This is a genomic window from Anaerobacillus sp. (genome assembly GCF_046314235.1).
In the GTDB taxonomy this organism is placed as follows: Bacteria; Bacillota; Bacilli; order Bacillales; family Anaerobacillaceae; genus Anaerobacillus.
This window is the reverse complement of the sequence record NZ_JBKBWN010000002.1, coordinates 304085-317877: the sequence shown is the minus strand read 5'-3', so window position 1 is coordinate 317877 and position 13793 is coordinate 304085. Positions and strand designations below refer to the sequence as shown.

13 protein-coding genes and 1 other annotated feature are annotated in these 13793 nt (G+C 37.8%); of the genes, 2 read left to right on the top strand and 11 right to left on the bottom strand.

The window, feature by feature from the left end; genetic code table 11:
• Positions 1–318 precede the first annotated feature (318 nt).
• From ACK4M9_RS03650 to ACK4M9_RS03610, 9 genes are all read right to left on the bottom strand, one after another.
• Positions 319–1011, bottom strand: a complete 693-nt coding sequence (locus ACK4M9_RS03650) for a Type 1 glutamine amidotransferase-like domain-containing protein (RefSeq protein WP_409848114.1) — start codon at positions 1009–1011, stop codon at positions 319–321.
• Positions 1012–1644: 633 nt separating this feature from the next.
• Positions 1645–3336 (bottom strand): arginine--tRNA ligase, encoded by a 1692-nt coding sequence (gene argS / locus ACK4M9_RS03645; RefSeq protein ID WP_409848113.1) that lies wholly within the window; start codon positions 3334–3336, stop codon positions 1645–1647.
• 176 nt (positions 3337–3512) lie between these two features.
• Positions 3513–3719 (bottom strand) — a binding site (T-box leader).
• A 660-nt stretch (positions 3720–4379) separates the two neighbouring features.
• Positions 4380–5288, bottom strand: a complete 909-nt coding sequence (locus tag ACK4M9_RS03640) for an NERD domain-containing protein (protein WP_409848112.1) — start codon at positions 5286–5288, stop codon at positions 4380–4382.
• Positions 5289–5718: 430 nt separating this feature from the next.
• Entirely contained in the window at positions 5719–5826 is a 108-nt protein-coding gene (locus ACK4M9_RS03635) for a putative holin-like toxin (protein ID WP_238937883.1), read from the bottom strand.
• Positions 5827–6215: 389 nt separating this feature from the next.
• The gene (locus ACK4M9_RS03630; RefSeq protein ID WP_409848110.1) at positions 6216–6323 is read right to left on the bottom strand and encodes a putative holin-like toxin; all 108 of its coding nucleotides are present in this window, start codon (positions 6321–6323) and stop codon (positions 6216–6218) included.
• Positions 6324–6524: 201 nt separating this feature from the next.
• Positions 6525–6989: a GNAT family N-acetyltransferase gene (locus tag ACK4M9_RS03625; RefSeq protein WP_409848109.1), complete on the bottom strand. Its 465-nt coding sequence runs from the start codon at positions 6987–6989 to the stop codon at positions 6525–6527.
• A 22-nt stretch (positions 6990–7011) separates the two neighbouring features.
• Positions 7012–7470 carry an SAM-dependent methyltransferase gene (locus ACK4M9_RS03620; protein WP_409848108.1) on the bottom strand — a complete coding sequence of 153 codons (459 nt, stop codon included), beginning with the start codon at positions 7468–7470 and terminating at the stop codon, positions 7012–7014.
• Positions 7467–8441, bottom strand: coding sequence for a D-2-hydroxyacid dehydrogenase family protein (locus ACK4M9_RS03615; RefSeq protein WP_409848106.1), 975 nt, complete (start codon positions 8439–8441; stop codon positions 7467–7469). The genes ACK4M9_RS03620 and ACK4M9_RS03615 overlap by 4 nt, the downstream gene beginning before the upstream one ends.
• Positions 8401–8817 (bottom strand): VOC family protein, encoded by a 417-nt coding sequence (locus ACK4M9_RS03610; RefSeq protein ID WP_409848105.1) that lies wholly within the window; start codon positions 8815–8817, stop codon positions 8401–8403. The genes ACK4M9_RS03615 and ACK4M9_RS03610 overlap by 41 nt, the downstream gene beginning before the upstream one ends.
• Before the next feature lie 125 nt (positions 8818–8942).
• Between ACK4M9_RS03610 and ACK4M9_RS03605 the strand changes: the two genes are divergently transcribed.
• Together ACK4M9_RS03605 and ACK4M9_RS03600 are read left to right on the top strand one after the other, a co-directional pair.
• On the top strand, positions 8943–9797 hold the full coding sequence (locus tag ACK4M9_RS03605) for a LysR family transcriptional regulator (RefSeq protein WP_409848103.1): 855 nt from the start codon (positions 8943–8945) through the stop codon (positions 9795–9797).
• Positions 9798–10109: 312 nt separating this feature from the next.
• Positions 10110–10406: a hypothetical protein gene (locus tag ACK4M9_RS03600; RefSeq protein WP_409848101.1), complete on the top strand. Its 297-nt coding sequence runs from the start codon at positions 10110–10112 to the stop codon at positions 10404–10406.
• 409 nt (positions 10407–10815) lie between these two features.
• Here the strand turns inward: ACK4M9_RS03600 and ACK4M9_RS03595 are convergent, their stop codons facing one another.
• A complete protein-coding gene (locus ACK4M9_RS03595; protein WP_409848099.1) occupies positions 10816–11748 on the bottom strand; it encodes a D-2-hydroxyacid dehydrogenase in 933 nt (310 codons plus the stop codon).
• Positions 11749–11903: 155 nt separating this feature from the next.
• Entirely contained in the window at positions 11904–13739 is a 1836-nt protein-coding gene (locus ACK4M9_RS03590; protein ID WP_409848097.1) for a UbiD family decarboxylase, read from the bottom strand.
• Positions 13740–13793 lie beyond the last annotated feature (54 nt).

Below are 13793 nucleotides of genomic sequence, written 5' to 3'. Positions count from 1 at the left end.
TGTTGGACGGTTGTAATGCTCAATGGGAGATACCATTATTCCCAAATAAAAAAGACAGATACAATGAGTATCCATCTCAAGACAAGGGTTATCGAACAAAACAATGCAGTCCTTGAATGATTATAGATAGTCAAATAACCCTCTATAGGAGAGTGTAAAACTAGCTATCAAATTACTAATCATTACAAGTTATTCCACATCGTCAGTCCTATCCCCTTCCAATATCCCCACTATTTGTATTGTAACAATCTAAATTAAATATGACAATTTTAGAGTTCTACATTTTCTTTATTTGCGCGGTGTTGCTAAAACTTACTATTAACCTAAGTATTCTGTTTGCAGTTCAGTCTCTATAACATCGTTATCGATAGAAACTCTGTACGCCTTCGCAAGTGGTCTTGAACTAACGATTTTAGTTAGTTCCTGTTCAATGTAATGAAGGGCGACCCCATCATCTGTAGCAATCCCAGACTGGATTTGTTTTGATCGGACAAGATTTTGATAGGTTGGTCTTCTATCAAGTTCCCCATCATAATGAGGACAATTACTTCCTTGTAAAAAACCTAAGCAAGTTAATGGCTCAAGTTTATCTCCGAAAGAATCTGTCACGCCTTCTTCAAACCAACATATCGAACCTGCGCTTATTCCTGCTAAAACAATTCCTTGGTCCCAAGCTTTTCTTAGAATTCGATCTAAACCCCATTCTTTCCATAAAGCTAATAAATTTTTTGTGTTTCCACCACCAACGTAAATAATATCTTTCTCTAAAATGAAGGTTTCTAAATCTCTTGTCGGAGGTCTGAATAGAGATAAATGTGATGGCTGACAGCTTTGTTCGTTAAAAAAATTATAGAAATTTGTTATATAGTTTTCTGCATCTCCACTTGCAGTAGGGATAAAACATATTTTCGGGTTTGTTTTATTTGCTTGTTTTAATATATACGAGTCTAATAATGGGTTATCTGGCTCCATTGAAAAGCCGCCCCCACCAAGTGCAATGATTTGTCGCATCTTCTAATTCACTCCTCAAATGATATTGTATCTAGCTTTGGATATCTAGTAATGATGTTTAACTACTTTATCAGAAAAATAGAATGTCCTTGGCATACAGAAACCAGCCTGAGCCGACACGGACTGCTTCAATGTGCCCTTTAGACTGGTGTACCCAGCGTGACGGGAACATTAAACGCCTCAACCTTCCCTTTAGCCAGGTATAACCCAGCGTGACGAGAACATTGAACGCCTCAACGTTCCCTTTAGATAGGTGGAACCAGCGTGACGGGAACATTGAACACCTCAACGTTCCCTTTAGCCAGGCATAACCAGCGTGACGGGAACATTGAACGCCTCATCGTTCCCTTTAGAAAGGTGTAACCGGCATGACGGGCACATTGAACGCCTCATCGTTCCCTTTAGAAAGGTATATTCAACGTGACGGGAACATTGAACGCCTCATCGTTCCCTTTAGAAAGGTATATTCAACGTGACGGGCACATTGAACGCCTCATCGTTCCCTTTAGAAAGGTATAACCTGCGTGACGGGAACGTTGGACAACTCAACGTTGCCTTTAGAAAGGTGTATTCAATCTGACAGGCACGTTGAACACCTTTATGTGTTTTTTGATTAATAAAACGTCAAGCTCATTACATTTCCTCTGGTGCTTTTAAACCTAACAATCTTAAACCTTCCTTCAGAACTAAAGTAACCGCTTTGACCAAGGCTAATCTACTATCTTGTTCCCCATAATTTGTTAAAATTTTGACACGGCCATAGTATTTATTAAACTCTTGGGAAAGCTCGATTAAATACTTGGCAATTTGTGATGGTTCATAGAGATTAAAGCTTTTTTCAATCACATTTGGAAATTCAATGAGTAATTTTACAACTAGCCAACTCTGATCGTCATTTAAACCGGTTAACTCCAGATTTTCCAAAGAGTAATTCCCTTTTCTTAAAATCGAGCAAGCTCTCGCATGTGTGTATTGGACGTAAGGACCAGTAGTCCCTTCAAATTTTAACATTTCCTCAAGGGAGAACTCGACACTGTTTTGACGTTCATTTTTTAAATCATGGAAAATGATTGCCCCTACGCCGACCATCTTGGCAATTTCGTCCTTGTTTATGATCGCTGCATTTTTCGTCTCGATATTTTTCTTTGCTAACTCAATGGCTTCTTTGATAACCTCTTCTAAAAGAACAATTTTCCCCTTTCTTGTCGACATCTTTTTTCCATCCTTCAAAATGAACCCAAAAGGAATATGGACTAACCCTTTTGCCCAGTCGTAACCTAACTTTTCAAGAACTAAAAAGATTTGTTTGAAATGTAAACTTTGTTCCTGACCAACGACATAGAGAGTTTGATCAAAATGGTATGTTTCCTGTCTATACATCGCAGCAGTTAGATCTCTAGTTGCGTACAATGTAGCTCCATCTGATTTTTTAATTAAGCAAGGTGGTAAATCATGTTCAGTTAGGTCAACAATTTCTGCCCCGTCAGAACTCGTCAAAAGACCGCTGGTGGTTAAGCTTTCAATTGGTTTAGCCATCTTGTCATTATAAAATGCTTCCCCTTGGTAGGAATCGAAATGAACATCGAGTAACTCATAAATTTTTGAGAATTCTTTAAGCGATTCATCTCTAAACCATTTCCAAAGTCTTGTAGCTTCTTCGTCACCTTCTTCTAACTTTTTGAACCATAATCGTGCGTCGTCTTCTAAAGTTGGCTCATTTTCAGCCTCAATATGAAATTTCACATAAAGGTTTAACAGTTCCTTGATCGGGTCATCTTTAACAATTTCCTCATGGCCCCATAGCTTGTAAGCAACGATAAGCTTTCCAAATTGCGTGCCCCAGTCACCGAGATGATTTACTCTAATAGCAGTAAACCCACATTTTTCAGCAATGTTAGCTAGTGAGTTCCCGATAACGGTTGATCTTAGGTGGCCCATTGAAAAAGGTTTTGCAATATTTGGTGAAGAAAAATCAATGACAATGTTCTTTCCGGTTCCGATTTCAAGTGAACCGTAGTTTGTTTGCTGCTGCACGATCGTCGCGAGGATTTCTTTGCTTACCATTGTTTTATTAAGAAAACAGTTTACATACGGTCCATCAGCAACAACCTTCTCAAATAGAGGACTCTCAATTTTACTGGCTAATTCTTTGGCAATCGTATTTGGTGAGTTTCGTAATGTTTTTGCGAGAGAAAAACATGGGAATGCCATATCTCCCTGCTCATCATACTTCGGTTTTTCGATTAACTTCCCAACTGAATCTTGATTTAAAATGCCTTCTAAGTGTAAAGTTATTGCTTCAGCGTATTTCTTTACTAATTCCATCTCAATCACCTTTCTCTTTATAATTAAAAGTTGCTCTGTCTAGTGCCTAATGTTGTGTTTGTTGAATTGAATTAAGAACTTTACTGTTCAGTGCCTAATGCTGTTATTGGAATTTAATGTAGCTAGCTGTGTCTTTTTGGGGGATCATGCACAAATAAAAAAATCCCGTCTCCATTAATAGAGACGAGATTACCCGCGGTACCACTCTGATTGTTCATTAAGAACCTTCTTGCTAAATGATAACGGGTTTCCCCGACGACACCCTACTATTTTCAGGCTGCTTCTCAAAAGTGCGCTTCATTATGGACTGTCTATTAGGCTTCCACCACCCCTAACTCGCTTAAGACAAGTATCACAATTACTCTCTTTTTCATAGAATTTTGATATTTTTGATAGTATAAACAAATTTCATTGGAAAATCAATGACATTTTTGATTTTGCTTAGTATTCTGCTATTTGGTGGGGCTCGGTCTAACTATGGATTAAATATGTTGGTTAATTGGGAGCCTTAACGTTCCCTTTAGCTAGGTGTAATCAGCGTGACGGGCACGTTGAACGCCTTAACGTGCCCTTTAGCCAGGCGTAACCAGCATGACGGGAACGTTGAACAACTCAACGTGCCCATTAGCCAGTCGTTACCAGTGTGACGGGAACATTGAACGTCTCAACGTGCCCTTTAGCCGGGTGTAACCAGCGTGACGGGAACGTTGAATGCCTCAACGTGCCCTTTAGCCGGGTGTAACCAGCGTGACGGGAACATTGAACAACTCAACGTGCCCTTTAGCCTGGTGTAACAACGTAAAGGGAACATTGAACACCTTAACTTTCCCTTTAGCCAGGTGTAACTAGCGTGACGGGAACGTTGAATGCCTCAACGTGCCCTTTAGCCGAGCGTAATCAACGTGACGGGAACATTGAACGCCTTAACGTTCCCTTTAGGAAGGCGTAACCAACGTAAGGGAACATTGAACGCCTCAACGTGCCCTTTAGCCGGGTCTAACCAACGTAAGGGGAACATTGAACGCGCCTTTATGTCTAAACTATCAAACATAATTTGAAAACCTTCCAATACAAACTAACTTATAGTTCTTCTGTAAAATTCTTCTAATCGTTTTTTTAGACTCTATCACTTTACACCATTCCATCATAGCGCTCACAGTAACCTTTTTTTCTGGAAAGAGCAGATTAAATTCCTGGATACTGCGGATAACACTTTCTTCGATATGTTCTTCGTATCCACAATCATTACAAATTAAATTTCTTCTGTTTAGTATCGACATAAATGAACTACATTTTTGACAGACAACTCCTTTTTGCAACTGGTCGTAATGGTAATTAGGTAAACGGGTATAGGGGAGATCAGATGTATGACTAGTTTTTAAAAAGTGAGCCAGTTTATTGTGTTTATGCGTTAGATTTACGGATAGCTTGTTCAAATTATCTAAAAAGCGATTTAATTGTGATGGAAGTATAACCGGAAGGTCTTTAGAGGCTTCGTAGAGAGTAAATTGTGGGTTAACGAAAATGAGTTGCGATTGAATATTGAGGTTCAAGTTTTGTGGGGCTATCATTTGGCGAAGAAGCGTCTCAGAACGGCTTATTTGATGGATTGGGTTCTTAATTTCTTTTCCGTTCTCAGAAAACCACCCTCCGTTGCTGATGTAATAGACTCCATCGTAATTTTTCACTTCGAACAGAAAAATCGTGCCTTGGGCAATAACCAAGGTGTCAATTTGAAATACAGTATTGTTTTGCTCTAAGAGTAAATCTTGCAAAACTAAGCAGTTAGATGAAAGGTTCTCCAGCATCTTATCAAGCTTCAATTCCCCTTCAAAGCCTTTCTCTGCAAACAAGTAATTGAGCTTATCTTTTTCCGGTAATTGATACCTCGTGTTTAATATCCTAAAACACTTTAACTCGACTGATTCAGAACGGCGTTTAATAATGTTCAATATCCCACATCCTTTCTAATTTTCTACTAATAATATAATGTGATAATCTCATTCTTATCAAGTGGGTAATTCGAAAAAACAGTAAATTATTCTTCTAAGTAAAAATCCATTGTTGGACGGTTTGAAACGTTCAGTTTTGGACCTTAGTCGTCTTTAGAAGCAACATGTATAGTTATGAGAAAATCGCCCCATAATCCTAGATTTATCTGTACAGTAGCATAAGTGGTCTAACTATTAATCGATACATCTTGTATAACTTCATTACTCTTGGAAAACCATAGGAATTATTGTATAATATGTTTACAAACTTCCTAGAATAAAAAAATGACCGAGTGCTGGTACACCCGGTCGTACAACCACATGCCGCAGCGATAGCGGCCGACCAATGGAAAACTATAGAAATAGCCCCCTTACTTGGCGGTCAGGGTGGCTATTTCTCTTTGTTTAAGTAGACGACAATAGTTACGATCAGTGTAAAAGCTGCTATTAGCAATAAACCGAACTGTGCTATAAGACTAAATGCCTCGAATGTCGTCATAAGCCTCACCCCCTTTCCAAAAGGGGTTCAGCCGCCACCCTGCTTTATGTAGTTGCTATTTGTATTATAGCAATCGTACGTTCTGTTTTCTAGTAATCTTTTAGATTAAGCCAATATTTTTGGGAGGTTAAGTGGTAGGTAGCTGCCTCCTTCTTTATATTGGAGAAAGTGCCAACTAACGAAGACTTTGCTGGTTAAATATCCCCCAGTAAGTTTCGCTACTCTTGGAAAACAAAAGAAATTAATGTATAATATATATATAAACTTCCTAGAATAAAAATGACCGAGTGCTTGAACACCCGGTCGCACAACTACAGCCGCAGACATAGCGGCGCACCCATTAGGTAGAACTATAAGAAATAGCCACCCTTACTTGGAGGTCAGGGTGGCTATTTCTTTTTGTTTAAGTAGACGACAATAGTTACGATCAGTGTAAAAGCCGCTATTAGCAATAAACCGAACTGTGCTATAAGACTAAATGCCTCGAATGTCGTCATAAGCTTCACCCCCTTTCCAAAAGGGGATCAGCCGCCACCCTGCATTATGTAGTTGCTTTCTGTATTATAGCAACCATACGTTCTATTCTACTAATTATTCTTTTAATCTACTAATAGAACCATAATTTGCAAGATGTTTCTATTCTAATTTCTATTTATATGTCAAATTTGATTATAGAACTTTTTCACTGGGCTAAGCGATTACAAATGCATTTTGAAACCTTCATGAGTGGGTTTAAATCCTAGTTGTTCATAAAATCTTATTGCATCCTTCCGATTTTTATCTGTTGTTAATTGAACGATGTGACAATTGCGCTCTTTTGCCCGTGTAATTGCCCATTGAACAAGTATCCTTCCTATCCCTTTACCTCGAAAGGATGAAGATGTTCGAACGCCTTCGATCGTAGCTCTCCAACCACCTTGATAAGTCAGATATGGTGTAAAAATGATTTGCAAAACACCGATGATCTTTTCTTCGTAGCATGCAAGAGTTAGTTCGATATTAGGATCTGCATCTATAGAGCTAAATGCGGCATAATAGCTTTCAGGAAGGGGATGCTCAAACTTCTCTCTACTCTTACCTAGTTCATCATCAGAGAGCATTTCTACAATACTATCAAGGTCTTCTTTGGTAGCTTTTCTAAAGAAAACATCATCTACATTCATTTTACCCTCTCCTAAACAGTATTTAACCCCAGTAGTTTCTCATAATTTCACTTGTCCAATCCGGTTGTTTAATCGGCCCTTTTGGTAGAAACTCTTTCATCACTGGCTTTATATCGAGTATCGATGTTTCATTAATGCAATCAAGTCCTTGCACAACTAGTTCTCTTCCTGCCGTTTTTACCAATCTAACTGTCGTTAAGCCTAATTGATTTGGTCTGTTTTTTCCGCGTTGAGAAAAAATACCGACCTGTGGCAGAGTCTGATCGTTCCTAGGGTGTCTAGCTCCTATTACGATTTTCTCTTTATCTACTTTATGAAAATAATAGACAATCTCTAAATGTGAAAATGAATTGATTCCATATAATGCTTCGTCTGGTAGTGATTGATCTAGGATGATCTTAGAAATTACGTCACCCCAGTTGTCGTCTTCGATTTCTAACCTTTCATTATAAGCAATAGCAATTGGATTTAAGATAATCATTTCAACACCCCAGTGTTGTTGATTTGTTGATTATAAATTAGTGTAGTAAGGATATTTTCAACGGCTGCAGAAAGAAATTTATTAAACATAGTATCCGTTTTCCAGCCAATATGCGGTGATAAGATTACGTTATCTAATTTTAGTAATGGATGGCTAGGAACTAGTGGTTCTTGTGTAAACACATCAAGTCCAGCACCAGCTATTTTCTTTTCAATTAATGCTTTAACTAATGCATCTTCATCTACGATTTCCCCTCTGGCTGTATTGATCAAAAAAGAGTTCTTTCTCATCAAGTTGAAATGATGCTCTGTCAAAAGGTGTCTCGTCGTAGGAACTAATCTTACAGAAATAACAACATAGTCGGATAACTTTAATAAATCCTCTAATGTTGTATAGGTAACACCTTGTTCTTCTGCTCTTTCTTTTGTTAATCTTGGTCCCCATGCAAAAACATTCATATCAAAGGCTTTTGCAATTTTGGCTACACCGGAGCCGATCCTACCTAAGCCAATAATTCCAATTGTCTTTCCCGCTAGTCCGAACCCGATTGAATGTGTCCAAATACCATCCCTCATTTTTCGATCTAAAAATGGTAAGTTTCTAGAATGAGCAATAATAAAGCCGAATATTAGTTCTACTACCGCAGCTGAGCCGCCAGGAGTTGTCATGATAGGAATGCCTAATTGTTTTGCAGCTTCCATGTCGATATGAGCTAAACCAGAGCCTGTTTGCGCAATAAGCTTGATATTTCTTAATTGTTCTAGGATTCCTTTTGTAAACTTTGTTCTTTCTCTAATAGGGATTATAACGTCAACATCTCTAATTCGATTTAGTAATTCTTCTGTTGTTGGTTCGTCATTGTAGATGGTAACTTCAAAATAGTTGTTCAACATTTCTATTTCAGGATGAGAGATACAGTATTTTTCCCAGTCATCTAATATAGCGATTTTCATCGTTTTTCTTTCCATCATTCCTCACCTCCATTTTCTCCAACAACTCAATTCTATTTCCAAAAGGGTCATTAACATAAATTCGATCAGTCCCAGGGAGATTGTGATCGACAATATAGTTGACTCCATGTGCGTTGAGATGCTTCTTCAGTTCCTCAATGTTTTCAACCTCAAATGCAGGATGTGCTTTTTTGGCAGGGAAAAAAAGTTCTTCAACACCAATATGGATTTGGCTCGTTCCAAATTGAAACCAAACACCACCACGTTTTTTCAATTGTTCTGGTTTTTCGATTTCACTTAAACCGAAAATTCCATGGAAAAACGCTCTTGCTTTTTCTTCAGACCCCTTTGGTGCTGCTAGCTGAATGTGGTCAATAGTTTTAAAGAAAAATGACATATAGCTTCACTCCAATATTTTTATTGCTTGCATTCTCGATTTAAGTATATTAAACATAAGGTAATAAGGATAATACCGATTTTTTATACAGGTAGATAAGGAAAACTTATCAGATGGAGGTCTTTATGAAGGTTGATGATTATAAATTGATAGTTACAATTAGAAACATCGGTACAATTAGAGGCGCTGCAAAAGAATTACTCATTTCACAGCCTGCCATTAGTCAACGGTTAAAACAAATTGAAGATCATTGGGGTGAAAAACTATTTTTACGAACGCATAAGAACATTATTGTGACACCAGTTGGTGAAAAAATCATTGAGTTTGCTGAAGCAGTGATCAAGGGCGAAGAAAGGTTAATTGATGAAGTTTCAAAAGTTTCAAAGAATGTTAATGGGCGGCTATCACTTGGGGTGTCTTCTGTCGTTGGTCAATATATATTACCGAAAGTTCTTGAGGATTACATAAATAAATACCCTGATGTAAAAATTGAATTAGTCACTGGATTAAGTGAAACGATTAGAAATTCAATCGCCAATTTTCATCTAGCGATTATTCGAGGCGAAAAAGTAACAGGGCTGCAATGCATCGAACTGTTTTCAGATCGCTTGTTTTTGATTAATAAGAAAAATAAAGAAACGACGGAAAAGCTACTCATTGAATTTCAAAGTGACCCTAGCTTTCATTCAATCGTTGACAATTGGTTAATCGCACATCCAGAAATTAATTTTTTGCGAAAAATGAAAGTTGATCAAATTGAAACATGTAAACAACTCATGGCACATGGGATTGGAATGGCTATACTCCCTGAAAGTGTAGTTGAGGACTTAGACCCTGAACACTACACGTTAGAGCCATTAGTCGTAGATAATCAACATCTTAGTCGCCCTACATGGCTCTGCTATCCAGAAGTCGCAGAAGAACTCCCTCAAGTCAAAGCCTTTCTAAAAGTAGTAAAATCACATTTTACTGTTAATTAAAGGAGTTTTTCTGAGCAATTCCCTAGCCATTTTTCCTTTTAACGCTTTTGCTATTTGTTGATACATTTAAGCTAGTTTTACTCCATTTCAAATGCAACTAACATTTGAACCCTTTTACCACACTTAATGAAGTGATTGACTTCGCTAATGAAACAAAAATTATAATCTCGCATTGTTTAGCTCAATAGGTTATTCCGTCTTTCTATAATTTGCGGAAGGAAAAAATGGAGATATTTTCTATTTTCCCATTTTACGCTATAATAAAATTATACAAGTTGTTTAAATAAAATCATTAAAAAAAGGGGGGGAATTATGAATAAATTTTCACTAAAATTTATTCTAGGTGTAATAATATTATTTGCAACAGCTCTTTTAGTCTCTATTATTTTTAACTTCAGTTTTGCTAATGTTTCCTTTGTAATTGGTGGTTTTTGTTGCTTTGCTACTGCTGGTAGTCAAGTTTTTCCTCATATGTCAGAGGCGAATGCATCAACTCGAACATTAGGTGGCTATGTACCTAGAACAAAATTTGAGGAAAAGCTTTCAAATTTTAATCCATTTTTCTTTTCATCGTGTTTATTTATAGTTGTAATCTTTATTTTCTTTTAACATTACTTAACCGATTTCGTTATCTAGTATTGCTCTTTTTTCTTCAACTAAAACGGAGTGCGTTGGTGCAATAAAAAGCCCCAAAAGCCATATCATTGATATGGCTTTTCTTTTCCTATTCATCTCTATTTACACTTCTCGTAAATACTTAACAGTAGTAGTTTGACTTTTGACAAAAATCCAATAGCATGCCCTTAACTCGGCTTTAAGCCCTTAATTAGAGCGAACTTCTTATAATTTGTGTTAATATTTGCTTCTTAATCTCTCAAATGGTTGAAGAAGCGATAGCCTGGTATCACCATCGCCTCTGTTAATAGAAGAAGGAACTGAAAATTAGTAAGTAAGAGTAGCCATTCAACCGTTCTGACAGTTCTAACTTACACTTATGAAAGTTTGGTCCTTAATTGTATTAATACCCTTTATTCACATCCACTTTATTATGAAGTGGTTTATTTGCTTCGATGTTTTTTAATGTCTCAACAAAGCAATCGACGCCTTCATTAGGGGTTGTTACTGCAGATATATGCGGTGTAATCGCTACATTTGGGTGACTCCATAAAGGGTTATCTTCTGGAAGTGGCTCGATGGCAAATACATCAAGAACGGCAAATCTTACATAGTCATCGTTTAGTGCCAGTAGTAAAGCTTGCTCATCAATTGATTTGCCACGACCTACATTTAGAAAGCCGATATTTGATACGCGTTTAAAGAAGTGATCATTAAACAGCTTATCTGTGCTTTCCGTTAACGGTAACGTATTAATAACATAATTGATGTCACTTAATTGCGCTAAGTGGTTATTAATAGAGATAACTTCTTTAAAGTAGTCTTTTTGCTTTCCACTTAACGATACGCCGTAAACTTCTACACCAAATGACGAGAATAGTTGAGCTGTTTTTTGACCAATCTCTCCTGTTCCGTAAATCATTACTTTTTGGCCACTTAATAATTTCGGAGTGATCGGTTCCCACTTTTTATGAGTTTTTGCTTGCTGGAATTGGTCGTGATATTGAAGGTCTTTTAAAATGTAACTTAAGCAATACTCTGCAATTCTTTGACCAAAAGAACATATCGTTCGTGTTAACAATACATCTTCATTCCATTGTTTTTTGAACAATAGACTATCTACGCCTGCGCCAAGTGAGTGCACCCATTTGACATGATTATAATCAAATTGTGTTTTAGTGTTAAAAGCAACAAAAGCATCGGCCCAACGTAGGTCTTCCTCTGTTACTTCTACTTCTGGTAAAAATCGAAAGTTGTTTGGCAAATTCTTAGCCACGATCATTTTCTCTAATTGTTTGTATTTCGGACTGACAACGACAATATTAGTAATCTTCAATTTCAGAACTCCCTTTTATTATAATCACGTGCGAAATGGTTATAGCATTCACTTTCTAGTTACACTTAAATTTTCATTAAAAATGCTAACGTGAAAACGTTCAGCTCTTTTTCATAAAAGACCTTTACCGTCCTTGGCAAAGGTCTTTTATTTCATTATTTGATGTTTAACCCGTCTAAACTAGCCCCTTTAACAAAAAAGCGTTTAATAGCTTGCTCAACATCAGGGTCGGCAATTAATGGCGGTGCGTGATGAGGCTTCAAGCGGGCATCGATAATCATATTGTCACAAGCCCAATGCTTGAAATCATAGTATTCGTTTACACCATAGATGTCATGTGATGGGTTACTTCTAGTAAACGTCACCCAAAGAAAGTTATTTAGCTCCTCGCTTAAAAACTGACTATCATCACAAAGGACGATCATTGGACACGTTGGCATACTTCCCTTCGCTTTAATCGCATCGGCTAATTCTTTTAATTCTACTTGAGCCGTTTCATAAGTTGAAAACTCTGGTCCTTGAACCGCTACGACACCTGGCAACACGAAGCGAGGGTTTTCAAATCCACGTAAGTCCTTTAATTGATCTGGTACCTCTTTACATAGATCTCTTTTCTTATCACCACATGCGGCAAAAATAACTTTACTACCAGTATTTAAGCCAGTACCAGAATAATCTAGCGTATCAATAGTTGTGTTCGTATGAAAATGAATATCACGAGACAGATCCATTCGCTCTAAAATGTAAGATAAAAACTCGGCTTCTTTATGAGTATCTAACGGCGTAGATTCTTCAGCAGCTATAAACAAATATTTCGCTAAACTGAGTTGCCCTGTGCCTAAAATATGATTAGCGATCGTCAGCAATTCAGCAGGTTGCTTTACACTTTGATAAGGCGTGTAACGTTCACTACCAATCGCAAAAAGTAAAGGGTGGACGCCAGCTGCGTCAACAGCATGGACTTCTTTTACCCCTGGTAGCTCTTGCTTAATCGCATCTCCCGTTAGCTCATGAATGAGAGCGCCAAATGCTGTATCTTCCTGCGGCGGCCTTCCTACGACCGTAAATGGCCAAATCGCATTTTCTCTAGCGTAAACTTTATGTACTTTCATTAGTGGGAATTCATGTGTCAGACTATAGTAGCCTAAATGATCACCAAAAGGTCCCTCTGGCTTTGTTTCTCCAGGGTGTATTTCTCCTGTGATCACAAAATCAGCATCGTTACTTAAACAATAGCCATCGACATAGCTATAACGGAAACGACGTCCAGCAAGCATCCCGGCAAAGGTCATTTCGCTTAATCCTTCTGGAAGTGGCATAACGGCAGAAAGTGTATGAGCAGGAGGGCCACCAATAAAAATACTGACCTTTAACGGCTCGCCTTTTCTTGTCGCTTTATCCTGATGCACGCCAATCCCGCGGTGAATTTGGTAATGCACGCCGATTTCTTTATTTAGTTCGTATTCATTGCCACTAAGTTGAACGCGGTACATTCCTAAATTAGCGTTCATAATCCCTTGCTTGTCTGGGTCTTCTGAATACACTTGTGGCAACGTAACAAAAGCTCCACCATCATCTGGCCAATGTTGGATAAGCGGAAGATCAGAAATGTTAATCTCCTGAAAATTAACTGGTGCGCTACTTGATTTTTTCATCGGCAATGCTTTTGAAGCAGCAAAGCCGGTACGTATGTGATTAAAAGGATTTTTTAACGCTTGAACTGGATCGTTTCTTAGCGCAACGACGTTTTGCGTCGTATCCCAAGTACTACGGAAAATAAACTTACTTCGCTCGACTGTCCCAAATAAATTAGAGACGGCTCGAAACTTCGACCCTTTCACATTTTCAAATAACAAAGCAGGGCCAGCAGCTTCAAACACTTTCATATGTATAGCGGCCATCTCAAGGTACGGGTCAACTTCTTCGTGGATACGGATCAAGTGACCATTTTTTTCTAAATCTATAATGCATTGCTCCAAGTTTTGATACATGATTTCCTAGCTCCTATTTCCGTATTTTTGGTTTGTTAACATTCGACAAAAACC